We start from the raw sequence: 23,161 nt of genomic DNA, 5'->3' as shown, positions 1-23,161 counted from the left end.
TCACATCGTCACGTCGTTACATCGCCAAGTCGTCGAGATGCCGCGTCCGGTGGAGTCCGATGACGTCCCGGAGACCTCCCGGGAGCATCCGGTGGTGCGAAAACTTCCGCAGACATCTTGACCGGAGGCGTCCGGTGCGGAGATGTTGCAGGGTGTTGTCGCGGTATTCACGACAGGGTGTCTCGCTATCTGCGACGAGAGGAGTGTGGCATGCCGAGCGCGGCGTGTCTGCCCCCTCGTCACGGGGACTCGCGCACCCGGCCGCGCCGCACGCCACCCCGGGCGCCACGCGTCGAGGCCGGCCCACCCAGAACCGACCGAAGGAGGCCGGACATGGCCCATTACCGCTCCCTGGGCGTCGTTCCGCCCAAGCGGCACACCCAGTTCCGGTACGACGGCGAGGCGCTCGCCTACGAGGAGCTGATGGGGGAGGAGGGCTTCTCCTCCGATTCCTCGCTGCTCTACCACCGCCACATCCCGTCCGCGATCACCGGATCCGAGATCTGGGAGCTGCCGGACACCCGCACGGTGCCCAACCACCCGATGCGCCCGCGCCACCTGAAGCTGCACGAGCTGTTCAAGGACGACGCCTGGCAGGACGCCGACGTGGTCACCGGACGCCGCCTGGTCCTCGGCAACGCCGACGTGCGCATCTCCTACGTGGTGGCCGGTACGGCGTCCCCGCTCTACCGCAACGGTGTCGGGGACGAGTGCGTCTACGTGGAGTCCGGCGCCGCCCGAGTGGAGACCGTCTTCGGCACGCTGACCGCCCGGGCCGGCGACTACGTGCTGATCCCGCGCGCCACCACGCACCGCTGGATCCCCGAGGGCGACGGCCCGCTGCGCGCCTACTGCGTGGAGGCCAACAGCCACATCGCCCCGCCAAAGCGCTACCTCTCCCGCTACGGCCAGCTCCTCGAGCACGCCCCCTACTGCGAGCGGGACCTGCACGGCCCCACCGAGCTGCTGCGCGAGGAGGGCACCGACGTCGAGGTGCTGGTCAAGCACCGCGGCGCGGGCGGCCGGATCGTCGGCACCCGCTTCCTGCAGGCGCACCACCCCTTCGACGTCATCGGCTGGGACGGCTGCCTGTACCCCTACACCTTCAACATCGAGGACTACGAGCCGATCACGGGCCGGGTTCACCAGCCGCCGCCGGTCCACCAGGTCTTCGAGGGCGACAACTTCGTCATCTGCAACTTCGTGCCGCGCAAGGTCGATTACCACCCGCTGTCGATCCCGGTGCCCTACTACCACTCCAACGTCGACTCCGACGAGGTCATGTTCTACTGCGGCGGCGACTACGAGGCGCGCAAGGGCTCCGGCATCGGCCAGGGCTCGGTCTCCCTCCACCCCGGCGGCCACACCCACGGACCGCAGCCCGGCGCCTACGAGCGGTCCATCGGCGCCGAGTTCTTCGACGAGCTCGCCGTCATGGTCGACACCTTCCGGCCGCTGGAGCTCGGCGAGGGCGGCCAGGCGTGCGACGACGGTGTCTACGCCTGGAGCTGGTCCGGAGGGCGGCGCGCGTGAGCACCGGTAGCGCCGAACTGCTGCGCGCCCTCGTCGACGACGCCGGCCTCTTCCCGCCGACCGCCCTGCCCATGGACCGGGCCGTGGCACGCCACCGCGCGGACCTCGAGGCCGGGCAGGCGATGCACACGCACCGCTTCCTGGTCCCCGCCTCGCGGGTGGACGAGCTGGCCGGACTCCTGCGCGACGACGAGGTGTTCACGCTCGGCCTGATCGCCGACCTGGGCGCCGAGGAGCTGACCGGGGCCTGCCGCCGCGCCCTGGCCGACCCGAGACTGCGGATCGTCCTGGTCGAGGCGCCGCTCGCCGCGTACGGCGACGACGAGGCGGCCGCGCTCGACGCGTTGCTCGCCGCCCTCGACGTCGTGCCCGCCGAGGTGCCCCTCTACGTGGAGCCGGCCGTGCAGGCGCGCCCCAGCCCGCTGCTCACCGAGCTGGCCGCCCGCCCGGGCGTCCGGCCGCTGGGCGCCAAGCTCCGCTGCGGCGGCGTGCGCGCCGAACTCTTCCCGAGCACCGCCCAGGTCGCCGCCTTCCTGCACGCCTGCGTGCGGGCCGGAACACCCTTCAAGGCCACGGCCGGTCTCCACGAGGCCGTCCGCCACACCTCGCCGGAGACGGGCTTCACCCACCACGGCTACCTCAACCTCCTGCTCGCCACCGCGACCGCGGTGGGCGGCGGGGACGAGGAGGCCGTGCGCCGGACCCTCGAGGTCCGCGATCCCGCCGAACTGGCCCGGGCCGCGGCCGCGACCGGCGCCCAGGAGGCCGAAGCCGTCCGCCGGGTGCTGGTCTCCTACGGCTCCTGCTCCACCGCCGCCCCCGTCCACCAGGCGCGCCTGCTGCTCGGCGCGCCCGACACCCCGAAGGACCCCGCATGAACCACACCTGGGTCACCGTGCCCGACGGCTCCCCCTTCCCGTTGGAGAACCTCCCCTACGGCGTCTTCACCCCGGCCGAGGGCGAGGCCCGGGTCGGCGTCGCGATCGGCGGACAGGTCCTCGACCTGGCGGCCGTCCTCGGCGACGACACCTTCGCGCACGGCTCGCTGAACCCCTTCATGGCCCAGGGCCGCGCCCGCTGGCAGGAGGTGCGCGCCGCGGTCGTCCGCCTGCTGACCGACGAGGCGCGCAGGGCCGACGTCGAGCCCCACCTGCACCGGCTGGACGCCGTCGAGCTGGGCATGCCGTTCGAGCCGGCCGACTACGTCGACTTCTACGCCTCCGAGCACCACGCCTCCAACATCGGCCGGATGTTCCGTCCCGGCTCCGACCCGCTCACCCCGCAGTGGAAGCACCTGCCGATCGGCTACCACGGACGTGCCGGGACCCTGGTGCCCTCCGGCACCCCCGTGGTGCGTCCCAGCGGCCAGCAGCGGCCGTCCGGCGAGGGGGCCCTCCCGGGCTTCGGCCCGTCGGTCCGGCTGGACATCGAGGCGGAGGTCGGCTTCGTCGTCGGCACACCGTCCGCGCTCGGCACCCCGGTGCCGACGGACGACTTCCGCGAGCACGTCTTCGGGGTGACGCTGGTCAACGACTGGTCGGCGCGCGACATCCAGAACTGGGAGTACGTGCCGCTCGGCCCCTTCCTGGGCAAGTCGTTCGCGACCTCCGTCGGCCACTGGGTGGTCCCGCTGGAGGCGCTGGAGGAGGCCAGGGTCGCCCCGCCGGCCCGCGAGCACGAGCTGCGTCCCTACCTGGTGGAGAAGGAGGACTGGGGGCTCGACCTGACCCTGGAGGTCCGGCTCAACGGGCACCTGGTCGCCACCCTGCCGTTCGCGGCCATGTACTGGACGCCCGCGCAGATGCTGGCCCACATGACGGTCAACGGCGCCTCCCTGCGCACCGGCGACTTCTACGCCTCGGGAACGGTCTCCGGGCCCGGCCAGGACCAGCGGGGCTCACTGATGGAGCTGAGCTGGGGCGGGGCGGAGCCCGTCGAGCTGCCCGACGGCACGGTGCGGACCTTCCTGGAGGACGGCGACGAGGTGACCATCAGCGCCACCGCGCCGGGCGCCGGCGGGGTGCGGATCGGGTTCGGGTCGGTCACCGGACGGATCCTGCCCGCCGTCTGAGCCCGGGCCCTGCGCCCGGAGCCCTGCGCCCTGGCCCCGGAGCCCTGGGCGAGGAGTGTTGTCGGCGACGGCCAGTAATGTGGTCCCGGTCACAAGTCGGATCGTGGGATCGAGGTGGGGAGCCTTCATGAGCACTCTCGAAGGCCGCCTGAAGAGCGGGTTACTGGTCGTCGACGTGCAGAACGCCGTGGTCGCGGAGGCGTACGAGCGTGACGCGGTGGTGGGGGTGATCGGCGCGCTGGTGGAGAAGGCCCGCGCCGAGCGGGTGCCGGTGGTCTGGGTGCGGCACCAGAGCGAGGACATGCCGGCGGGCGGCGACGGCTGGCAGATCGTGCCGGAGCTCCGCCCGGCCGAGGGCGAGCCGGTGGTGGAGAAGGAGTACGGGGACGCGTTCGAGGCCACCCGCCTCGACGCGGTGCTGGCCGAGCGGGGAGTGGCGCGGCTCTTCGTCACCGGGGCCCAGACGGACATGTGCGTCCGCTCGACCCTGCACGGCGCCCTGGCCCGGGGCTACGACGCGATGCTCGTCTCGGACGCGCACACCACCGTGGACCTCACCCGGTGGGGCGCGCCCGCCCCTGCCGAGGTCGTCGCGCACACGAACCTCTACTGGTCCTTCCAGAAGGCGCCCGGTCGCGTGGCCGGGACCGTGGAGAGCAAGGAGATCGACTTCTGGGGGGCGTAAACGATTCGCGTGTTCGAATTCTAGTTCGATAACGTGGTGGGGGAGGTGGGAACGATGACCAGCAGCGGCGGGACCGGAACCGGCACGGGGTGCGTGATGCATGTGCGCTGCCCCGAGCGGCTGCCCGAGGCGGTCTACCGGCAGGTCCTGGAGCTGCTGGGGGATCTGTCCCCCGTGGTGCAGGCGTCGCCCCCCTCCGCCGCGCTGGTGGACCTGCGGGGAGCCCTGCGCTGCCACGGCGTGGACGGCGGCCGGATCGAGGAGGTGCGGCGGCTCGGCGAGGTGCTGCGCATCCGTTCGATATCCCGGCTGGGCGTCGACCTGCGGATCGGCATCGGCCCCACGATCGCGGTCGCGGCCACCGCCTCCGGGCAGGCGGCCCGCGACGGGGCGGCCACCGGCGGCGTGGTGGCCGTGGAGGCCGACGGCGTCGCCGCCTGGCTCGCCCCCCTGCCGGTGGAGGCGCTGCACGGCGTCGGCCGCCGTCAGGCGTCGGCGCTGCGGGAGTACGGCGTGGACCGGGTGGGGCTGCTGGCCGGACTGCCGCCGGCCACCGTGCAGCGGCTGCTCGGCGGGACGGCGGGGCGCGCGGCCTCGGAGCGGGCCCGGGGGATCGACCCCCGGCCCGTGGTGCCGCGTGAGCTGCCGGCCTCGGCGTCTGTGAGCCACTCCTTCCCCCGGCAGACCCTGGACGGCGCGGAGGTCCGGGCGGCCCTGCTCGACCTGGTGGTCCGGCTGGGGCTCCTGCTGCGCCGTCGCGGCCAGGCCGCCCGCGGGCTGCGGCTGACCCTGCGGTTCGCGGCGGGCGGCGCCTGGGAGAAGACCCGCCGCCTGCCGGAGCCCTCGGGCCACGACGACGACCTGCGCGCCCTCGCCTACCAGCTGATGGACGCGGCGGGGCTGCAGCGGGGGCGGCTGACGGCGATAGGCCTCAGGGCGGAGGACCTGCTGGACGCGGAGCAGGTCGCCCGGCAGATCAGCCTGGACGAGGCGCGGGAGGCCCGGCTGGCGGCGGAGGAGGCCGCGGACGACATCCGCGACCGGTTCGGCCCGACGGTCATCGGCCCCGCCGCCGTCTACCGCCGCGCGTCCTGACGCCCGGTCCGGTCAGGCCGCCAGCGCCGCCCTGGCGGCCGTGACCGCCTGCGCGGCGTAACCGCCGCCGAAGAGCACCGTGTGCACCAGCAGCGGGAACAACTGGTGCAGCGGCACCCGCCCCTGCCAGCCGTCGGCGAGCGGCGCGGCCTCGTCGTAGCCGGCCAGCACCCGGTCCAGGTACGGGCAGCCGAACAGCTGGAGCATGGCGAGGTCGGTCTCCCGGTGCCCGCCGTGCGCGGCCGGGTCGATCAGCCAGGCCTCTCCGTCGGCGCCCCACAGCACGTTGCCGTTCCACAGGTCGCCGTGCAGCCGGGCGGGCGGCTCCTGGGGCCCGGCCAGCTCGGGCAGCCGCTCGCACACCCGCTCCACGACGGCCGCCTCCGCAGCCCGCAGGACGCCCTCGTCGACCGCCCGGCGCAGGTAGGGCAGCACCCGGTGCTCCGCGTACCAGGCCGGCCACCGCTCGCCGCGCACGTTGCGCATCGGCGCCGCCCCGATGTACGCCTCCGCCGGCCCGCCGGGCGGGGCGGCGCCGAAGGCGTCCGCGCCCGAGGCGTGCAGCGCTGCGAGCGCCCGGCCGAAACGCGTCGCGGCGCCCGGATCCGGACGGCCCTCGGCGACCAGGTCGCTGACCAGCCACCGGTCGTCCCAGCCGTGCACCACCGGCACCCGGACCGCCCCCGCCCCGGCGAGCCAGCGCAACCCCGCGGCCTCGGCGAGTACCGCCCGGGCGTCCTCGCCGCGCTTGACCATCACCCGGCGGCCGTCGTCCAGTTCCACCTCGGTCGGCCCGCCCGCCGCACGCCGCTCCCCGGCGACCCGACGGCCGGTCAGGCGCGCCGCGGCCGCCCCCGGCCCGTCCTCGGCGGTCATCCGGCCAGGTGCTCGCGGACCCAGGCGAGCAGACCGGGGACGCTCGCCTCGATCATGTCCAGGACGTCCTCGAAGCCCTGCTCCCCTCCGTAGTACGGGTCCGGAACCTCCAGGTCGCCGAAGGCCACGGCCGCGGGGTCGAAGGAGCGCAGCAGCCGGACCCGCGAGGGATCCGCGACCAGACCGCGCAGCGCCTTCTCGTGCGTACGGTCCATGGCGAGGAACAGGTCGGCGTCCAGATGCTCGGGGCCGACCTGGGCGGCCGCGTGGCCGGTCGGATAACCCCGGGCGGCGAGCGCGCCGCCGGAACGCGGATCGACGGGCTCCCCGACGTGCCAGTCGCCGATGCCGGCACTGGTCACCCGGACCCGGTCGTCGAGCCCCGCCCGGCGCAGATGCTCCGCGACCACCAGGGCGGCGGAGGGGGAGCGGCAGATGTTTCCGCTGCAGACGAAGGTGAGGTGCACCCGCCCAGACCACGGCGGACGGGCCGTCAGCGGACCCGTCGGAACGTGACGTCGAAGTCGTGCCGCCAGGCCGTGCCGTCCTCGCTGAACTCCCACGCGCCGGTCAGCGAGGCGCCCTCCGGGCCGACGGTCGCGGCGAACCGCTGATGGAAGCCGGGCGCCGCCCGCCACTGCCGCCACACCCCGTCCACCAGGTCGGCACGGTAGACCCGGGCCACGCCCCGCCCGTCGGCGTACAGGACGGTGAACCCGTCCGTGGTGTCGTCGTACCCGGTCACGCAGGACGTGGGGAAGGGGGCGCGCCCCCGCCAGTCCTCGGGCAGCACGGTCTCCGGCCCGAGGCAGGCGCGCTGCACGAGGAAGGCGCCGCCCTCCAGCCAGGCGAACTCGGTGCGCACCGGTCCGACGTCCGCGCCCCGCGCGTACATGTCCCAGACGCCGACCAGCGGCTGCAGCCGCCGAAGGGCGGGGTGCGGTACGGGATCACGCATGCTGCCCTCCGGGGGAGGAAGTCGGCCGGGTCCGGTCCCGGCACGCTACCGCGCCCCCGGGCCGCCCGCCGCCCGGGACGACCGCCTCCGGCACCGTGCCTCTGTCGAACATTAGGATCGGCGCATGACAGCGCACCCTCCGTCGGCGGAGCCCGAGGCCTCGCGGACCCCCTCCGCCGGCCCGCGCAGGCCCGCCGTCGCCCGGCCGGCGGACCCGGAGCGGGCACGGGCCGAGCAGCGGGCACGGCGCTTCGTCGACGCCGCGCTGGAACTCCTCGCCGCCCGCCCGGGCGGGGACTTCACGGTCCAGGACGTCGTGAAGACCTCCGGCCAGTCGCTGCGCAGCTTCTACCAGCACTTCACCGGCAAGCACGAACTGCTGCTGGCCCTCTTCGAGGAGTCGGCGCGCAGGGCGGCGGACCGACTGCGCCGGACGCTCGCCGAGGAGCCGGACGCGGCCGCCTGCCTGCGCCGCTTCACGCCGGAGTACGCCCGCCTGTGCCGGCCGCGCCCCGGCGGTGGGGAGAGGGCGCGCGAGCACGCCGTCCTCGGCATGCCGGAACCGGCCCGGCAGTTGCTCACGGAGCGTCCCGAGGAGATGGCGCGGGCGTTCGCCCCGCTGCGCGCGGTACTCGAGGAACTGCTGGACCGGGCGGCCGCCGACGGCGTCGTGCGGCCCGGACTCGACCACCGCCTCGTCGCGGGGACGCTGCTGCACGCCGTCACGTTCCAGCCGTTCGCCCTGACCGTCGGAGGCATCGGCCGCGACGCCGGGGAGCAGGACGCCGAGGCCCTCGGCGACATGCTGCTGCGCGGGATCACCGCTCCCGGCGCGAACGGCTGATCCCTCGGCGACACGCCCTTCGCTCAGCCCACCCGGACCGGCAGCTGCTCGGTCCCGCAGTACCTGCACTTCGAGGCGCCCTCCGGAATGTCCTCCTGGAGACAGGCCGGACAGGTCTTCACCGGCTTCTCGTCGCCGAGTCGCAGACCGAGGCCCATCGAGGCGCCGCTGATCACCCGTTCATGATCGACCGGCGTTCCGGGCGCCGCAGCCCGGCCCGTCCGTTCGGGTGGCGGAGCCGGCACGGGTGGCGGACCCGGCGCGCCGCGCGCCCGGCAGACGTTCGACCGGGGGACTTGTCCCGCGCGCCGGACCTGTCCTCCTGTGCGCCTCAGGGCACGATGGCCCGGTCCGTTTCGCGCAGGGGGCCGAGGAGGCCGTGGTGAGCAACGCGTACATCAGCCCGTACCTCAACTTCGACGGGAACGCCCGGGAGGCGATGGAGTTCTACCGCACCGTCTTCGGCGGCGAGCTGGAGCTGATGCGCTACGACGCCCTCGACATGGGCGCCGAACTCCCGCCGGAACAGGGGGAGAAGATCATGCACGGCAGCCTGGAGTCGGAGTCAGGCCCCACCCTGATGGGCGCCGACGTCCCGCCCGAGGGCGAGTACCGGCGGGGCAGCGCCGTGACCGTCGCCCTGACCGGGGACGATGCCGGGAAGCTGCGCGGCTGGTGGGAGAAGCTGTCGAAGGACGGCACCGTGACGGTCCCCATGGAACGCCAGCCCTGGGGCGACGAGTTCGGGGCCTGCACCGACGCGTTCGGCATCGACTGGATGGTCAACATCTCGACGTCGTGACCCCGGCGGCCGGACAGGCCCAGGTCACAGGGCGGTGAGCAGCTGTGGCGCCAGGTTCTTGATCGTCGCGTTGGTCCACCGCATCTGCCGCAACGTCCGCGGGTGGCAGGCGGAGGCCAGCGCCAGCAGTTCGCCGGCCCGGGCCGCCTGCGCGGCCTGAGCCAGCATCTCCCAGTGCAGCGAGTTCTCCGCGGCGGCCAGGTGCAGCTCACGCAGGTCGCGCAGGAGCAGCAGACCCGGCTCCGTGCGGTGGGCGAGGGCCTCGCCGGCCTTGCCCCGCAGCGCGCCGAGCAGTCCACGGTCCTTCCCGGAGCCGTCCTCCCGGGAGCCGGCCTCCCCGTCCAGGCGCGTTCCCCGAGCGTCCGCCGCCTCCGCCAGCCGGCGCACGTGCTCCCTCGACCAGTCGGCCAGGTCGAGGGCGACGTGGTGCACCTCGTGCTCGGCGCGGTGCCGCTCCGCCGCGGCCGTCAGCTGCCGCGCCAGCGACCCCTCGCCGTGGTGGAGCGCCCGCAGGGTGAGCTCGATCCCCTTCACCGTTCTCCTCCTCGCGCCTCGCGACGGCCCCCGCTGCTCTGCCGCACTTCCGCCGCCGGACCTCCGGCCGTCGGCGGAACGGAGCTCCCGGCGACCGGGGCCGACGCCGTGGTGGTGGGCGCAGGCGACGGGCTGCCGTCGCCCCGTGCGACCAGGGTCACCGCGGCCGCCGCCGTCTTGAACAGGGGCTGCTTGGACGCGGGATCCCAGTCGGTCACGGTGGTCTCGTTGGCCGCCCGCGGTGGCGTCCGGTCGTCCGGTCCGGCGGGGGAGGAGGTGTCCCAGTAGCCGTAGTGGAACGGGACGAACACCACGCCCGGCCGCATCCCGGTGATCCGCAGGCGGCCCCGGAGCGCGCCCCGCGGCGTGCGCACCTCCAGCAGATCACCCTCCCGGAGGTCCAGCCGCTCCGCGTCGACCGCGGCCAGCTCGACCCACACGTCGGGTGCGGCCGCGTTCAGCTGAGGAGCGCGCCCGGTCTTGGTGCGGGTGTGGAAGTGATAGACGGTGCGGCCGGTGGTGAGACGGAAGGGGTACCGCGCATCCGGCTCCTCGTGCGGCGGAAGGTACTCCGCCGCCTTGATCATCGCCTTGCCGTCCGGATTGAGCGAGCGGTACTCCACCGCGTCCTGCGCCGCGCCGGTGACCAGGTCCTTGCCGAAGGTCTCGCAGTCGTCCGGCCGCGCCCAGCTGACACCCCGGGTGTAGAGCCGGAGGGTGCCGTCCGGCGCGTCCTCGCCGCACGGCCATTGCATCCCGCTCGCCTCGCGCAGCCTGTCGTAGCTCATGCCGGTGTAGTCGCAGGGCCGTCCCGCGCTGCACCGCTTCCACGCCTCGAAGGCCGACTCCGGATCGTGCCAGGCGACCAGCGGGCCGCCGTCCTTGTCGCGGAAGTCCATCCGGCGGGCGTACTCCAGGAAGATGTCGAGGTCGGGCCGCGCCTCGCCCGGAGGGTCCACGGCCTTCAGCGACAGGTGCACCGTGCGGTCGGCGTTGGTGAAGGTGCCCGTCTTCTCGCCCCAGGTGGCCGCCGGCAGCACCACGTCCGCCAGCCGCGCCGTCTCGGTGAGGAACAGGTCCTGCACCACCAGGAACAGCCGGTCCTGAGCGAGCACGGACCGGATGCGGGCGAGCTCCGGCAGCGAGACGGCCGGGTTGGTGCCGCTGACCCAGAGCATCCGGATCGACCCCTGCTCGGCGTACCGGAACATCTGCATCGCGTGCGTCGGGGGAGCGTAGTGCGGGACGGTCGCCGGCTCGACGTTCCACACCCGGGCGAGATCGGCGACGTGGGCGTCGTTCTGCCAGTTCCGAAAACCCGGCAGGTCACCGTTGGCCCCGCACTCGCGGGTGTTCTGGGCGGTCGGCTGACCGTTCATCTGCAGCACGCCCGCCCCCGGCCGGCCCAGCATGCCGCGGATCAGGTGCAGGTTGTTGACCTGCACCGCGGCGGCCGTGGCCTGGTGGGACTGGTAGACGCCCTGCAGCACCGTCGACAGCAGGCGGTCCGCCGTCCCCAGGAGCTCGGCCGCCGCACGGATGCGCCCCTCCGGGACGTCGCAGATCCCGGCCGCCCAGGACGGTGTGCAGTCGCGTACCTGCTGCGCCAACTCGTCGAAGCCCACGGTGTGTTCGTCGATGTACCCCCGGTCGATCCACCCGTTGCGCACGATCTCGTGCAGGAGCGCGTTGAGCAGCGCGAGGTTGGTGCCCGGACGGGGCGCCAGGTGCACGGCGGCTGCTTGGGCCACCCGGGTGGGGCGCGGGTCGACACAGACCAGCCGTGGCGGGTCGGCGCCCTCCAGACGGTCCAGGATCCGCATCCACTGCACCGGCTGGGTCTCGGCCAGGTTGTGGCCGAACAGGGCGATCACGTCGGCGTGGTCGATGTCGTCGTAGGTGCCGGGCTGGCCGTCGCAGCCGAACGACTCCTTCAGCGCCTCCGCCGCGGTGGAGGTGCACAGGCGGGTGTTGCCGTCGAGATGGTTGGTCCCGATCCCCGCGCGGGCGAGGACGGCGAGCGTGTAGTACTCCTCCAGGAACAGCTGCCCGGAGGTGTAGAAGCCGATCGATCCCGGGCCGCGTTCGTCCAGCAGCTCACGGGAGCGGCGCACCACCCGCTCCATGGCGGTGTCCCAGTCGCACTCCACCAGCTCCCCGCCCTCGCGGACCAGCGGACGGGTCAGCCGGTCGGCGGAGGCGTTGGCCTGCCAGCCGAAGAGGTCCTTGGGTCCGAGCCGGCCGCGGTTCACCCGGTCCACGGCCCGGCCGCGCACGCCGACGATGCGACCGTCGCGGACCGCGACGTCCATGGCGTCCCCGTCCGAGTGGAGGATCGAGGCCGTCTGCACCCACCGTTCCACCGAGGCGGGGTCCACCCCGTCCTCCAGGAACGCGTCCACCCGCTCCGGCCACACCCCGTGCCGGTCGTAGGGTGTCCGCCCGCCCCACGGAAGCGCGATCCGGTCCACCGTCTCGTCCATGCGGCTGCCTCCTGCCTCGGACCGACGAACCGGTCACCGGTACCCCCGCCACGGCACCGCTAACGGCCCCCGCACCCGGTGCCCTCGCGTGGGCTCATCCGTTTGGCGGCCGCGCCGCGGGCAACCCGGATCATGGTCACGGCAACGCGGCGGGCGGGGCCTCAGTCACCCCGCCCGCCGCAGTCCCCGTCCCTCCACCGTCCCCTCCCCGGAAATCCGCGGGTGCGTCGGACGCCCTCGGGGGCAGAATGCGGCCATGCCGACCTCCTCACCCATGCATCCCGGTCAACTCCTGGTCACCGAGGAGCAGACGGCGGCCCTGGTGGCCGCACAGTTCCCCCGGTGGAAGGAACTCCCGGTCCGTGCCTGCCCCTCGGACGGCACCGAGAACGCGCTCTTCCGCATCGGCGACGACCTGGTCGCCCGGCTCCCGCTCCTCGGCGACGACGCGGACGCCAAGCGCCAGGAGATCCGGCGGGAGATCGACGCCGCGCGGAGGATCGAGGGCGCCACGCGCGTCCCCACCCCGCGGTTCGCCGCCCTCGGCGAACCCGGACCGCACTACCCGCTGCCGTGGAGCGTCTACCACTGGATCCCCGGCACCACCGCCACGGCGGCAGACGTCCACGACTCCACCGCCTTCGCCGAGGACCTGGCCCAGTTCGTCCTACAGGTCCGCGCCCAGGACACCGAGGGCAGGACGTTCCGGGGCCGGGGCCGCGGGGGCGTCCTCACCGCATACGACGACTACGTCGCCCAAGGGCTCGACCGGAGCCGGGAGTTGATCGACACGCACGCTCTGGCCCGCCTGTGGGAGCGTCTGCGCGGCACGCCCCGCACCGAGCCCGACACGTGGACGCACGGGGACCTCATGCCCGGCAACCTCCTCGCGGACGGAGGCCGGCTGGCCGGAGTGATCGACGTCGGGCAGGCGGACGTGGCCGATCCCGCCCTCGACCTCCAGCCCGCCTGGAACCATTTCGACCCCACCGCCCGCGAAGCCTTCCGGCTCGCGCTCGGCGCCGACGACGCGGCCTGGGACCGGGGCAAGGGCTGGGCCTTCGCCCAGGCCATCGGCTGCCTCTGGTACTACCGGGAGACCAACCCGGTCATGTCCGACCTGGCCCGCTCGACCCTCCTCGCCCTCCTCGAGGACGAGGCCGCCTGACGCTCACGCCGCCGCCCGCCGCCCGCCGCCCGCCGCCCGCCGCCCGCCGCCCGCCGCTCACGCCGCCGGCTTGACGTTGCGCATCCGCCCGTACGCGTACACGCACCCGGCCAGCGCCAGGTCCGACAGCAGCATGAAGCCGATCGAGTAGGAGCCCTTGGAGCTGTAGATGGCGCCCATCAGCAGCGGGGGGACGAAGCCGCCGAGCCCGCCCATCGCGCCCACCACACCGGTCACCGAGCCGACCTGCTGCTGCGGCGTCACCTGGGAGACCAGCGCGAACACGCTGCCGCTGGTGGTGCCGAGCCCCGCCGCCATCACCAGCAGGCAGATCGTCCCCATGGGGTAGAGGTGCGGGTCGAAGGCCTGGACGACGGCGAACAACGCCACCACGGCCAGCGCACAGGCCGTCACGATCGCCGGGTGGATCCGGTCGGACAGCCAGCCGCCGAGCGGCCGGAAGATCACCGTCACCAGCGCGAAGCCCGCCGCCTTGGTGCCGGCGTCCGTCGGGCTCAGCTCGTACCAGGTCTTCAGGTAGGACGGCAGGTAGACGCCGAACGCCACCACGCCGCCGAACCCGATCGCGTAGAGCGCGGAGAGCTCCCAGGTGACCCGCAGCCGGGCGGCCCGCCCCAGCCGGGAGGCCAGTGAGGCCGTCGGCACGGTCCGGTCCGGCCGGTCGCTGATGAGGAAGAACGCGGCCACCGCGTACACGGCGAGCGCGACCGCCACCACCAGGAACGGCAGCGTCTCCCCGTGCTTGGCGATCCGCGGGGTGAAGTAGCCGGACAGGGCGACACCGCCCATGCCCATGCCGAAGATGCCCAGCGCCAGCCCTCGGCGCGACGGCGGGAACCACGAGTTGACCAGCGGAATGCCGATGGCGAAGGTGGTGCCGCCCAGACCCAGCAGGAAGCCCACCACGATCATCAGGCCGAAGGAGTCGCGCGCCGGGATCACCAGCAGCACCGGCACGATGGTCAGGGCCGAGACCAGCGAGAACATCAGCTTGGCCCCGTACCGGTCGGTCAGCGCGCCCACGGGGATCCGGCCCAGCGAGCCGACCAGCACCGGCACCGCCACCAGGAACGACTGCTGGAACGAACTCAGCGACAGCCGCTGCCCGAAGTCGCCCGCCAGCGGCGAGATCAGGTTCCACGCCCAGAAGGTGAGCGCGAACCCGACCGTCGCCGTGAGCAGATTCCGGTACGCCGCCCCGGGCACCCGGTCGGCGTCCGCCGTCGTCGCCGCGTCCGCCGCGGACCCCTGTGGTCGATTCACGGTTCCACGCTAGGAAGCGGCCAGGGCGCCCGCCCGGCGGACTACTCCGGACGGCGGCCCCTCATTCGGGCCCCGCCACCCCCACGACCCCCGCCCGAACCGGACGCGCCGCTCGCGCCCGGAGGCCGTTCACCGGTCCTTCGGGTCGAGCCACCACAGCCCCAGCACCACCAGGAACGACAGCACCAGGAAGGCCGCACCCCACCAGGCGGTCCCGACCTGCCCCGACATCCAGGTGTTGACCACCACCGTCAGCCCCCACAACTGGCCCGCCAGCACCGAGAAGGCGAGCACCAGGCGCGCCGACAGCTTCGAGGCCCGCTCCGGCTCCTGCTCGCTGCCGGCGCCCGGGCCGGGGCCCGTGTGACGGATCCGCCCGTCGCCGTAGCCGCTGGTGGGCCGGATCTGCGGATAGCGCTCGTCCAGCGGACGGTTGAGCCGCCGGTCCGCGGCCGGCCGGTACCCCGCGCTGCCGAAGCCGATCGAACGGCGCCTGGAGGCGTCCTCGCTCATCCGTCCTCACCCTCTCCCGGACAGCCCAGCTGCCGCCGCAGCTCAGGCTGGTGGAACTGCCGGCACAGCGCGTCGGTCACGTTCTCGCCCGACCGGGCCGTGGCGAACGCCCACACGCTGCCGTCCTGCTCCTCGGTCAGGTACACCCGCGGCAGCGGCCGCGGCGGCGGGCCCGCCGTCACCTCGCCGGTCCGCGCGTCGAACACTCCCTCGTGGCACGGGCAGTACAGCTCGCCCTCGTCGCCCCGGTCCGCCCGCCACATCACCCCGCAGGCCAGATGGGTGCACACCGACGAATAGCCGACCAGCGTCCCGTCGCCCAGCCGGACGGCCACCGCCCGGTCGTCCTCCTCCGGGTACCGGAACGCCACCGACTGCCCCGGCTCGATCCGGTCCGCGATCCGCACCCGCGGCGGCTGCTCCCCGCCGCTGTCCCCGTGCCGGTGCAGCACGCCCGCCGCCACCGCGACCCCGCCCACCGCCAGGCCGCCGGAGACGGTCGCCACCAGCCGCAGGCAGTCCCGCCGGGTGGTCAGCGAGTGCGCGGCGATCCGCTCCCGCATCGCCTCCTGCGCCGCGTCGTGGCCCTGCTCCCCGCCCGGCCGCCCACCGCCGTCCCCGTCGTCCGGCCCCGCGCCCCGATCAGGCCCGGGACCCTGCTCGGTCACGCTCATCGCACGTCCACCCCGTTCACCTCGACGACCGGCAGGCCGCCCGGGACCGGCCACCGGGCCCGCTCGGCGGGCACCACCATGGCCACCCCCGTGCGCACCGTGCTCTGCCCGAACGTGAACTCGTCCACCACCTGCACGCCCGGCCGCTCCTCGCGCAGTTCCTCCACCGTCCCGTAGAACAGCGCGCCCGTCGGGCAGACGGTGGCGCACATCGGGGCCAGGCCGAACGCCGTGCGGTCGTAACAGAGGTTGCACTTGAGCTGCAGCTTCGCCGTCAGGTCGATCTTGGGGACGCCGAACGGGCAGGCGTTGACGCAGTTCGCGCAGCCGATGCAGCGCGTGGTGTCCGCCTCCTGCACGACCCCGTCGGCCGTCACCAGGATCGCGTCGGCCGGACACACCTCGGCGCACGGCGCCACCGGGTCCTCGCAGTGCATGCAGACCGTCGGCAGCGCCGCCGTCGACAGGCCCTCCTGCGGATAGTCCAGGTGGATCAGGGACTTGCCACGGTGCGAGTCGCACTCGCGGCAGGCCGAGACGCAGGCCTGACAGCCGATGCAGCGGCCCGGATCGATGAAGATGGTGCGGCCCATCATGACTGGCGTCAGCTCCTCTCCGCGGTACCGCGGCCCTGCGACGCGGACGGCGGCAACGGGTCGGACAGGGAGACCTGGACCTCCTCGTAGGAGGCCCGGCCGGGCGGAACCGGCGGCAGCGGCACCTCGTCGAGCCGCTCCGCGAGCTCCAGCCGGGCGGCGGCCACCTTGTACTCCGGGATCCGTGAACGCGGGTCCAGCGCGTCCACCGTGAGCACGTTGGCGGACGCCGGCGAGGGCCAGTGGTAGGGCACGAACACGGTGTCCGGCCGGATCGCCTCGGTCACCAGCGCCGGGAACACCGCGCTGCCGCGCCGGGTCACCACCCGCACCGGGTCGCCGTTGCGGAAACCCTGCGCGGGGTGCACCTCGACCCAGGGCCGCGGCGTCTGCTCCACCAGACCGCCGAGCCGGCGCGTCTGCGTGCCCGACAGGAAGTGCGCCACCGTCCGGCCGGTGGTCAGGGTCAGCGGGTACTCGGCGGTGTAGACGTCCGCCGGCGGGTGCCACTCCACGGTCTGCAGGTGCATCCTGCCGTCCGGGTGGTAGGTGCGCAGGTCCTCGAAGAGCCGCGGCGTCCCCGGATGGTCGGTCGACGGGCACGGCCAGCAGATGCCGCCGGTCTCCTCCAGCCGCTCGTACGTGATGCCCGAGTAGTCGACCAGCGCCCCGGCCGTCGCCACCCGCAGCTCCTCGAAGACGTCCCGCGACCCCGAGAAGGCGAACTTGTCCCCGACGCCCAGCCGCCGCGCCAGCTCGCACAGCACCCAGGTGTCGGTGCGCACACCCGGCGGCGGCTCCTGCGCCTTGTTGTGCTTCACCACCCGGGCCTCGGCGTTCGCCGTCACCCCCTCGTCCTCCGCCCACACCGTCACCGGCAGCACCACGTGCGCGTTGGCGGCCGTCTCGGAGAGGAAGAAGTCGAGCTGGACGTGGAACTCCAGCCGGTCGTAACCGTCCTGCACGGTCGCGTGGTTGGGCAGCGAGACCAGCGGGTTGTTGCACACGCCCAGCAGCCCGCGGATCTCGCCGCGCTGCATCTGCCAGACCATCTCCATCATCGACGTGCCCACACCCGGCAGATCGGCCTCGTCGATGCCCCAGATCTCGCAGATCTGCCGGCGGTGCTCCGGATTCTTCAGGTCCCGGCCGCCGGGCAGCATGTCCGACTTCTGGCCGTGCTCCCGGCCGCCCTGCCCGTTGCCCTGGCCCGTCAGCGTGCCGTAACCCGCGCCCGGGCGGCCCACGTTGCCGGTCGCCACGATCAGGTTGACCACGCTCAGGCAGTTCTCCACGCCCTGCGTCTGGTGCTCGATGCCCCGGGCGTGACAGGCCATCGCGTTGCCCGCGCCCGCGAACATGCGGGCCACCTCGTACACCTGGGACTCGGGGATCCCACAGACCTCCGCGGCCCGCGAGGGCGGATAGTTCCGCACGCAGCGCACAACCTCGTCCCAGCCGGTGGCGTGCGCGGCGACGAACTCCTCGTCCACCAGCCCCTCTTCGACGATCACGTGCAGCACGGCGTTGAAGAACACCGAGTCGGTGCCCGGGCGCAGCGCGACGTGGATGTCCGCCGTCCGCGCGATGGCCGTCTCCCGCGGGTCCACGATGATCAGCTTCGCGCCGCGGTCGCGCCCGCCCCACACGTACTGGGTGAGCACCGGGAAGCACTCGGCGATGTTGCCGCCCGCCACCAGCAGGCAGTCGGTCACCAGCATGTCGGCGAAGGGGTTGCCGGCCCGGTCGATGCCGAACACCGCCTTGTTGGCGGCGGCCGCCGACACCATGCACAGCCGGCCGTTGTAGTCCACGTGCCGCGTCGTCAGCGCCACCCGGGCGAACTTGCCGACCAGATAGGTCTTCTCGGTGAACAGGCTGGCCCCGCCCAGCATCCCGAAGGCGTCGGCGCCGTAGGTCTCCTGGACGCGCCGGATCTCACCGGCGGTGAAGTCCAGCGCCTCCTCCCAGCTCGCCTCCCGGAACGGCTCGTCGCGCGAGCTCCGGATCAGCGGAGCGGTCAGCCGCTCCGGGTGGTTGATCTGCTGGTAGGCGTTGACGCCCTTGGGGCACAGCCGCATCCGGTTGATGTCGTGGTTGCGGGGCTCCATGCCGAAGACCCGGCCCGCCTCGTTCACCCGCAGGTACATGCCGCACTGCACGCCGCAGAAGCAGCAGTGGGTGGGGACAAGCGTCTCGCCCCGCTGGTCCGCGTGCCACCGGTCGGCGGGAATGCCGCCCGCGTCACGGAAGGACTGCGCCCCCGGAGGCGCCGACGTGGGGTCGAGCGGAACGGTCGGCCGGTTCACTGGTAGCCCTTCTTCACGTTCTCGAGATAGGCGGACCCGCGCAGCACCCGCTTGCAGCGCGGGCAGTACTCGGTCCACTCGTCGAACTCGAGCCGCAGGTCGCGCATGGTGCCGCGGAGGTTCTCCACGTAGGCGGCGGTGTCCACGGTGGTACCGCAGCGGCGGCAGGCGAACACCTTCTCGTCCTGCCGGTCGGTGTACTTGAACAGCTGCATGCCCACGGCCGCCGGGCGCTGGACGATGTGGAAGAACTTGCCGAACGGCAGGTAGATCAGGGTGAACACCACCGCGATCATGTGGAGCACCATCAGGAACTCGTAGCCCTGACCGTGCAGGAAGATCGCCGAGAAGGTCAGCAGCAGCCCCGTCACCGAGATCACCACCAGGGCGATCAGCGGCAGCAGGTCGTAGGCGAACCGCTGACCCGTCATCGCCCCGCGGTCACGCATCCGCCGCCACAGGAAGTACGCGGCGCCCGGGATCACCAGCACCGCCGCGATGTCCAGGCCGTGGAAGAGCAGCCAGCCGAAGACGCTCAGCGAGTCGAACGTCATCAGCTTCACCCCCCACATCCGCCACTCGTACGCCGGACCGGAGCCGGTGGGGGAGGTGAAGGTGAACCAGCCCCAGGTCAGCGGGAAAGTGATCACGGCGGCCAGCACACAGCCCCAGAAGATCAGCTGGTGAGCGGCCCAGCGGCCGTGCGAGCGGGCGCCCAGGAACTTCTGGAAGCCGAGGTAGGTGGCGATCATCCGGGGCACCGCGGTGGGTGCCCGGCGGAAGTTCTCCACGGAGAAGAAGGCACGCCAGCCCTTCTGGAAGAGGCGGCGGGCGGCCGGCGAGGAGACCCACACGGTGTACCGGTACGTCAGCCCGAAGACGAGGAAGACGGAGGCGGCCGCGTAGGGCAGCAACGCGGAGTCGAAGTCCCGCAGCAGTCTGCTGCCGAACACGATGGCCAGGATCAGCAGGACGGCCGCCACGGTGCCCGCGAGGGTCGCCCGGCCGGCCACCGAGAGCCGGTCGAGGCGACGTGCGGGCCCTGGCGCGACGGGCGGGGGATTGGACTCGCTCACACGGGCACACTAGGAGAGGGTGGGCCGCAAGTGCCCCTTTTGTACCCTCGGGCGGGCATGTCTCACTCCACCGGTCCCCCCGGCGGCATCCCCGCCGTCGGTTCCCCGGGGCGGCACCCCCGCCCCGGGCCACCCCCGCACGACAGAACAGGCAGCCGAACGCACGTGACCACCGACAACCGGCAGAAGAACACCCGGACGGACCGGATCGACCTCCGGAGCACCCCGACCGCCCGCGACTTCCGCGAAGCGCACCGCGCCCACGCGCGCTCCACCCGGGCCGGCCGTCTCCGGCTCGCCCTCACCCTCGCGCTGACCGTCGCGGTCATGGCGGTGGGCGTCCGCGGCGGCTCGGTCACCGTGCTGTCCCTGGTGATGGGCGTCGCCTACCTCTTCTTCGCCCTGGTCTTCCTGCCCAGGGCGCAGGCCGGCCGGGCCGCCGCCCGGGCCGCGGAGAACGGCGGGCAGCGGGTCCGCGTCGACGCCGACGGCGTACGCGTCACCGAGGGCGGCGAGCAGCGGCGGTACGCCTGGACGGAGATCGCCCGCCACCTGGAGACGGAGCGCCTGTTCCTGCTGATCGGAGCCGACCGGGCCCAGTCCTGCCTCGCCGTCCTGCCGAAGGAGGGCTCCGGCGACCGGCTGCGCACCCTGCTGGAGAACCGGCCCGCCGCGGACCGGCCGATCTGACCGAAACGGCCGCGCGAGCCCGCGACGCCGTGTGAGGCTTCGGTCATGCGTGCGACGTACCCCGCCCCTCGTTCCCCCGCCCCGGCCCACGGCCTCCACCTGCGTCCCTGGCGTCCGGCGGACGCCGCCGCCCTGGTCGAGGCCCACCGGGACGAGGCCATGCGCCGGTGGCTGACCGATCCAATCGACGACGTGGCCGCGGCCCGCGGGTGGATCGACGCGCAGGAGGAGGCGGCCGGGCGCGGCGAGCGGTTCTCCTTCGTGGTCGTGGAGGAGGGCGCCGACAGGGACGAGCGGGCCGTCCTGGGGGAGGGGCAGGGCCTGGGCGAGCGAGCCGGAGACCCCGCGGCGGCCGCGGACCTGAAGGCGGTCGGCGACCTCGTGGGCCAGGTGGTGCTGCGTCTCCCGCACCCCGGTGCCCCTGTCGGCGAGGTCGGCTACTGGACCGCCGCGTGGGCCCGCGGCCGTCGGGTGGCCCCGCGCGCCCTCGAGGCGCTCACCGGCTGGGCGTTCGCCTCCTTCGACGGGCTGACCGCCCTGGAGCTCACCCACCAGGAGTCCAACCACGCCTCCTGCCGGGTCGCCGCACGCTGCGGCTACGCCCTCGGCCGCGTCCTGCCGCCCTGGCCACCGCAGTTCCCCGACCCCGGCCACGTCCACGTCCGTCACCGCGACGGCTGACCCGCCCCGGCCGCCACGCGACAGTCCGAGACACCCCTGCCCCCGACCGGAACGGAGCACCGGCATGCCCTTCCTCAAGACCTCCGACGACCTCGAGATCCACTACCAGCTCTGGGAGGCGGAGTCCGACCTGCCGCCGATCGTCCTGCACCACGGCTTCATCGCCGACTCCGACATCGAGTGGGTCGCCCCCGGCGTCGTACGGCTCCTCAACGAGGCGGGTCGCCGGGTCCTGGCCCTCGACGCCCGCGGCCACGGACGCAGCGCCAAGCCCCACGACCCGGCACGCTACGGCGAGGCCCGCATGTCCGAGGACCTGCGCGAACTGATGGACCATCTCGGGGAGAGCGCCTACGACCTCGTCGGCTACTCCATGGGCGCCGTGGTCAGCCTGCTGACGGCCGCACAGGACCGCCGGGTCCGCCGCCTGGTGATCGGCGGCGTGGGAGCCGCCGTGGTCGAACTCGGGGGAGTGGACAGCCGGGTGATCGGCGGCGACGTCCTGGTGGACGCCCTGACCGTCGACGACCCGGCGACCGTGAAGGACCCGGCCGCGGCCGCGTTCCGCGCCTTCGTCGACGCCGTCGGCGGCGACCGGCTCGCCCTGGCCGCGCACGCCCGGGCGATCCACCAGCGACCGATACCCCTGGCCGAGGTCACCGCTCCCACCCTGCTCCTGGCCGGCGGCGAGGACCCGCTCGCCGCCCGGCCCGAGGTGCTCGCCGACGCCCTCCCCGAAGCCACCCTGCGGATGCTGCGCGGCGACCACCTCGGCGCTGTCCGCGACCCGGCCTTCGTGGCCGAACTGTCCGCGTTCCTCGACGCCCGCTGACCTCCGCGGCCGCGCGGCACGCGAGGGGCCCTCGGCCCGGGACGGCCCGCGCGGCCCCACCGGGCTACCGGTCCGATGCCGCGCCGGCGAGCGGCCGGTTCGTGCCGCCCTGCCGGGCTACCGGTTCGTGCCGCGACGCCGGGCGGCCAGGCCGTACCTCGCCGCCGGGCCGAGCGGCGTGTGCCGGCGGAGGAGCAGGGGCCGGGGCAGGGGCCCGGCACCCGCCGGTGCGGGCGTGGCCCGGTCGGGACACGTCGCCCGAGGGGGCGTTCGCAACCGCGTCGCCCGAGGCCCACCGCCGCACCCGGCGGTTACGCCCCCGCGTCCTCCCCGGCCGCCCGCAGCTGCTCCAGGACCAGCGGATCGATCGCCCCGTCGACCAGCCGCTCCTCGAGGTTGGCGATCCCCGCCCACTCCGACAGCGCCACCTCCAGCTCCACCCCGCGGTGCCCCAGCGCGTCCAGCCGCCCGGCCACCTCCTCGGCCAGCTCACCGTCGAGCGGCAGCAACGTGCCCGGGTCCGGCCGGCCGAAGTAGAGGTCGTGCAGCTCCAGCAGCCGGCCCAGTTCCGCCGACGGATCGGCGTGGTCGTCGACCCGCAGGTCCACCAGCACGTCGCTGCCGCCGCCGTAGCCGCCGCCCGGCGACACCACCAGCAGGGCGGCGCTCTGCCGCCCCCGGCTGTCCCCGCCGGCACGGTCGCCCGCCAGCAGCGCGGCGTGCAGGCGCCTCGCCAGCGGAAGCTCCTCGTCCGCCGCCAGCCAGGCCTCCTCCATGGCCCGCACCACCTCTGGGCCGGCAGGATGTTGCCCTGGATCGCGTAGTTCGGCCCGGACGCGCCGCCCGCCCACGTCATGCAGGCCCGCCCGGTCCAGGACGCCGAGCCGCCCTCCCGGTCGACGACCCCGACCTGCCGGTCGTCGCGCCGCTCGTCGGCGGCGATCAGCGCCTCCAGCGTGTCCCCGGCGGAGCGGCCCTCGGCCAGCAGGCCCAAGCCGTCCGGGCGGTAGGCGAGGTTGGCCAGCGCCTGCGTGGCGACCGCGCCCGCCCCGGCCCGCGCCCCCGGAACGGCCGCCCCCACGGCGAGGAACTTCGACGCGACGGCGACCCCGAAACAGGTCCCGTCCGCACTGCGCGCAGCGATCGAGAAAGTCATGGCCGGACCTTAACCCCCCGCTTCGAGGCCCCCACCCACGCCGTCCGTCCGGCACGGTAGGCTCGTCGCGCCAGTCGAACTCCACGAGGTGGGGTCAGGGAACCCGGTGAGATTCCGGGACTGACGCGCAGCGGTGAGGGTGACGGTCGGGCACGTGCGGGCGCAACAGGCGCCGCGCAGCCACTGGAGCGACGCTCCGGGAAGGCGCCCGAACCGGAGGAACCCGAGTCCGAAGACCTGCTGGCGCTGGCGGTGACGGGCCGCCAGGTCGACCGAGGACCCCGCGAACGGGCCCCTGACC

Annotated in this window: 24 protein-coding genes, 1 pseudogene and 1 riboswitch; of the genes and pseudogenes, 11 read left to right on the top strand and 14 right to left on the bottom strand. The window is 73.9% G+C overall.

The genetic code is table 11. From position 1 onward, the window contains the following. The first annotated feature begins 333 nt into the window (after positions 1-333). From ABT026_RS22915 to ABT026_RS22895, 5 genes are all read left to right on the top strand, one after another. Positions 334-1,533 (top strand): homogentisate 1,2-dioxygenase, encoded by a 1,200-nt coding sequence (locus ABT026_RS22915; RefSeq protein ID WP_351116875.1) that lies wholly within the window; start codon positions 334-336, stop codon positions 1,531-1,533. Next, positions 1,530-2,411 (top strand): hypothetical protein, encoded by an 882-nt coding sequence (locus ABT026_RS22910; protein WP_351116873.1) that lies wholly within the window; start codon positions 1,530-1,532, stop codon positions 2,409-2,411. The genes ABT026_RS22915 and ABT026_RS22910 overlap by 4 nt, the downstream gene beginning before the upstream one ends. After that, a complete protein-coding gene (fahA, locus tag ABT026_RS22905) occupies positions 2,408-3,604 on the top strand; it encodes a fumarylacetoacetase (protein ID WP_351116871.1) in 1,197 nt (398 codons plus the stop codon). Before ABT026_RS22910 ends, fahA begins: the two co-directional genes overlap by 4 nt. A 127-nt stretch (positions 3,605-3,731) precedes the next feature. Continuing rightward, positions 3,732-4,289: an isochorismatase family protein gene (locus ABT026_RS22900; protein ID WP_351116869.1), complete on the top strand. Its 558-nt coding sequence runs from the start codon at positions 3,732-3,734 to the stop codon at positions 4,287-4,289. A 54-nt stretch (positions 4,290-4,343) separates the two neighbouring features. Then, on the top strand, positions 4,344-5,384 hold the full coding sequence (locus tag ABT026_RS22895) for a DNA polymerase Y family protein (RefSeq protein WP_351116867.1): 1,041 nt from the start codon (positions 4,344-4,346) through the stop codon (positions 5,382-5,384). A gap of 12 nt (positions 5,385-5,396) precedes the next feature. On the opposite strand, the gene ABT026_RS22890 is transcribed toward ABT026_RS22895, so the two are convergent. Genes ABT026_RS22890 through ABT026_RS22880 form a run of 3 tightly spaced genes read right to left on the bottom strand, consistent with a single transcriptional unit; the run spans position 5,397 to position 7,218 of the window. Beyond that, positions 5,397-6,260, bottom strand: coding sequence for a fructosamine kinase family protein (locus ABT026_RS22890; RefSeq protein ID WP_351116866.1), 864 nt, complete (start codon positions 6,258-6,260; stop codon positions 5,397-5,399). Next, on the bottom strand, positions 6,257-6,727 hold the full coding sequence (locus tag ABT026_RS22885) for a low molecular weight protein-tyrosine-phosphatase (RefSeq protein ID WP_351116864.1): 471 nt from the start codon (positions 6,725-6,727) through the stop codon (positions 6,257-6,259). The genes ABT026_RS22890 and ABT026_RS22885 overlap by 4 nt, the downstream gene beginning before the upstream one ends. 26 nt (positions 6,728-6,753) lie before the next feature. Beyond that, complete coding sequence (locus ABT026_RS22880) at positions 6,754-7,218, bottom strand: hypothetical protein (RefSeq protein WP_351116863.1); 465 nt, start codon at positions 7,216-7,218, stop codon at positions 6,754-6,756. Positions 7,219-7,342: 124 nt separating this feature from the next. On the opposite strand from ABT026_RS22880, the gene ABT026_RS22875 reads away from it, so the two are divergent. Then, positions 7,343-8,062 (top strand): TetR/AcrR family transcriptional regulator, encoded by a 720-nt coding sequence (locus ABT026_RS22875; protein ID WP_351116861.1) that lies wholly within the window; start codon positions 7,343-7,345, stop codon positions 8,060-8,062. 23 nt (positions 8,063-8,085) lie between these two features. On the opposite strand, the gene ABT026_RS22870 is transcribed toward ABT026_RS22875, so the two are convergent. Next, the gene (locus ABT026_RS22870; protein WP_351116859.1) at positions 8,086-8,238 is read right to left on the bottom strand and encodes a hypothetical protein; all 153 of its coding nucleotides are present in this window, start codon (positions 8,236-8,238) and stop codon (positions 8,086-8,088) included. 206 nt (positions 8,239-8,444) lie between these two features. Here ABT026_RS22870 and ABT026_RS22865 point away from each other — a divergent pair, with 206 nt between their 5' ends. Further along, complete coding sequence (locus tag ABT026_RS22865; RefSeq protein WP_502968033.1) at positions 8,445-8,864, top strand: VOC family protein; 420 nt, start codon at positions 8,445-8,447, stop codon at positions 8,862-8,864. A gap of 24 nt (positions 8,865-8,888) precedes the next feature. Here ABT026_RS22865 and ABT026_RS22860 read toward each other — a convergent pair whose 3' ends face one another. Further along, positions 8,889-9,398, bottom strand: a complete 510-nt coding sequence (locus ABT026_RS22860; protein WP_351116856.1) for a hypothetical protein — start codon at positions 9,396-9,398, stop codon at positions 8,889-8,891. Continuing rightward, positions 9,395-11,881: a molybdopterin oxidoreductase family protein gene (locus ABT026_RS22855; RefSeq protein WP_351116854.1), complete on the bottom strand. Its 2,487-nt coding sequence runs from the start codon at positions 11,879-11,881 to the stop codon at positions 9,395-9,397. Before ABT026_RS22855 ends, ABT026_RS22860 begins: the two co-directional genes overlap by 4 nt. A gap of 256 nt (positions 11,882-12,137) precedes the next feature. On the opposite strand from ABT026_RS22855, the gene ABT026_RS22850 reads away from it, so the two are divergent. Continuing rightward, positions 12,138-13,049: an aminoglycoside phosphotransferase family protein gene (locus ABT026_RS22850; RefSeq protein WP_351116852.1), complete on the top strand. Its 912-nt coding sequence runs from the start codon at positions 12,138-12,140 to the stop codon at positions 13,047-13,049. Positions 13,050-13,106: 57 nt separating this feature from the next. Here ABT026_RS22850 and ABT026_RS22845 read toward each other — a convergent pair whose 3' ends face one another. From ABT026_RS22845 to ABT026_RS22820, 6 genes are all read right to left on the bottom strand, one after another. After that, positions 13,107-14,276: a nitrate/nitrite transporter gene (locus ABT026_RS22845; RefSeq protein WP_351116952.1), complete on the bottom strand. Its 1,170-nt coding sequence runs from the start codon at positions 14,274-14,276 to the stop codon at positions 13,107-13,109. 186 nt (positions 14,277-14,462) lie between these two features. Continuing rightward, positions 14,463-14,846, bottom strand: a complete 384-nt coding sequence (locus ABT026_RS22840; protein WP_351116850.1) for a hypothetical protein — start codon at positions 14,844-14,846, stop codon at positions 14,463-14,465. Continuing rightward, on the bottom strand, positions 14,843-15,520 hold the full coding sequence (locus ABT026_RS22835; protein ID WP_351116848.1) for a QcrA and Rieske domain-containing protein: 678 nt from the start codon (positions 15,518-15,520) through the stop codon (positions 14,843-14,845). Before ABT026_RS22835 ends, ABT026_RS22840 begins: the two co-directional genes overlap by 4 nt. Next, positions 15,517-16,116, bottom strand: coding sequence for a 4Fe-4S dicluster domain-containing protein (locus ABT026_RS22830; protein ID WP_351116846.1), 600 nt, complete (start codon positions 16,114-16,116; stop codon positions 15,517-15,519). The genes ABT026_RS22835 and ABT026_RS22830 overlap by 4 nt, the downstream gene beginning before the upstream one ends. Positions 16,117-16,124: 8 nt before the next feature. Further along, a complete protein-coding gene (locus tag ABT026_RS22825; RefSeq protein WP_351116844.1) occupies positions 16,125-18,425 on the bottom strand; it encodes a molybdopterin oxidoreductase family protein in 2,301 nt (766 codons plus the stop codon). Next, positions 18,422-19,501 carry an MFS transporter gene (locus ABT026_RS22820; RefSeq protein ID WP_351116842.1) on the bottom strand — a complete coding sequence of 360 codons (1,080 nt, stop codon included), beginning with the start codon at positions 19,499-19,501 and terminating at the stop codon, positions 18,422-18,424. The genes ABT026_RS22825 and ABT026_RS22820 overlap by 4 nt, the downstream gene beginning before the upstream one ends. Before the next feature lie 165 nt (positions 19,502-19,666). Here ABT026_RS22820 and ABT026_RS22815 point away from each other — a divergent pair, with 165 nt between their 5' ends. The 3 genes from ABT026_RS22815 (at position 19,667) to ABT026_RS22805 (ending at position 21,704) form a co-directional block, all read left to right on the top strand. Further along, positions 19,667-20,191, top strand: a complete 525-nt coding sequence (locus ABT026_RS22815; RefSeq protein ID WP_351116840.1) for a YcxB family protein — start codon at positions 19,667-19,669, stop codon at positions 20,189-20,191. A 45-nt stretch (positions 20,192-20,236) separates the two neighbouring features. Then, entirely contained in the window at positions 20,237-20,872 is a 636-nt protein-coding gene (locus ABT026_RS22810; protein ID WP_351116839.1) for a GNAT family N-acetyltransferase, read from the top strand. A gap of 64 nt (positions 20,873-20,936) precedes the next feature. Continuing rightward, on the top strand, positions 20,937-21,704 hold the full coding sequence (locus tag ABT026_RS22805) for an alpha/beta fold hydrolase (protein WP_351116837.1): 768 nt from the start codon (positions 20,937-20,939) through the stop codon (positions 21,702-21,704). A gap of 311 nt (positions 21,705-22,015) precedes the next feature. Here ABT026_RS22805 and ABT026_RS22800 read toward each other — a convergent pair whose 3' ends face one another. Further along, positions 22,016-22,180 (bottom strand): putative peptidoglycan binding domain-containing protein, encoded by a 165-nt coding sequence (locus ABT026_RS22800; protein ID WP_351116950.1) that lies wholly within the window; start codon positions 22,178-22,180, stop codon positions 22,016-22,018. 147 nt (positions 22,181-22,327) lie between these two features. Then, positions 22,328-22,860, bottom strand: a pseudogene (locus tag ABT026_RS22795) (DUF1028 domain-containing protein); the annotation flags it as partial. A gap of 55 nt (positions 22,861-22,915) precedes the next feature. Further along, a riboswitch (cobalamin riboswitch) is annotated at positions 22,916-23,119 on the top strand. The last annotated feature ends 42 nt before the right edge of the window (positions 23,120-23,161 follow it).

This window comes from Streptomyces sp. NPDC002734, from assembly GCF_040295685.1.
Classification (GTDB): Bacteria; Actinomycetota; Actinomycetes; order Streptomycetales; family Streptomycetaceae; genus Streptomyces.
Note: the sequence above shows the minus strand (reverse complement) of the source record. Positions and strands in the feature narration are given on the sequence as shown.

Bases quoted from the DNA above. Each gene is read 5' to 3' on its own strand.
- ABT026_RS22915 (WP_351116875.1), top strand. From the start codon at position 334: ATGGCCCATTACCGCTCCCTGGGCGTCGTTCCGCCCAAGCGGCACACC.
- fahA (WP_351116871.1), top strand. From the start codon at position 2,408: ATGAACCACACCTGGGTCACCGTGCCCGACGGCTCCCCCTTCCCGTTG.
- ABT026_RS22900 (WP_351116869.1), top strand. From the start codon at position 3,732: ATGAGCACTCTCGAAGGCCGCCTGAAGAGCGGGTTACTGGTCGTCGAC.
- ABT026_RS22895 (WP_351116867.1), top strand. From the start codon at position 4,344: ATGACCAGCAGCGGCGGGACCGGAACCGGCACGGGGTGCGTGATGCAT.
- ABT026_RS22890 (WP_351116866.1), bottom strand. From the start codon at position 6,260: ATGACCGCCGAGGACGGGCCGGGGGCGGCCGCGGCGCGCCTGACCGGC.
- ABT026_RS22880 (WP_351116863.1), bottom strand. From the start codon at position 7,218: ATGCGTGATCCCGTACCGCACCCCGCCCTTCGGCGGCTGCAGCCGCTG.
- ABT026_RS22875 (WP_351116861.1), top strand. From the start codon at position 7,343: ATGACAGCGCACCCTCCGTCGGCGGAGCCCGAGGCCTCGCGGACCCCC.
- ABT026_RS22855 (WP_351116854.1), bottom strand. From the start codon at position 11,881: ATGGACGAGACGGTGGACCGGATCGCGCTTCCGTGGGGCGGGCGGACA.
- ABT026_RS22850 (WP_351116852.1), top strand. From the start codon at position 12,138: ATGCCGACCTCCTCACCCATGCATCCCGGTCAACTCCTGGTCACCGAG.
- ABT026_RS22840 (WP_351116850.1), bottom strand. From the start codon at position 14,846: ATGAGCGAGGACGCCTCCAGGCGCCGTTCGATCGGCTTCGGCAGCGCG.
- ABT026_RS22835 (WP_351116848.1), bottom strand. From the start codon at position 15,520: ATGAGCGTGACCGAGCAGGGTCCCGGGCCTGATCGGGGCGCGGGGCCG.
- ABT026_RS22830 (WP_351116846.1), bottom strand. From the start codon at position 16,116: ATGATGGGCCGCACCATCTTCATCGATCCGGGCCGCTGCATCGGCTGT.
- ABT026_RS22810 (WP_351116839.1), top strand. From the start codon at position 20,237: ATGCGTGCGACGTACCCCGCCCCTCGTTCCCCCGCCCCGGCCCACGGC.
- ABT026_RS22805 (WP_351116837.1), top strand. From the start codon at position 20,937: ATGCCCTTCCTCAAGACCTCCGACGACCTCGAGATCCACTACCAGCTC.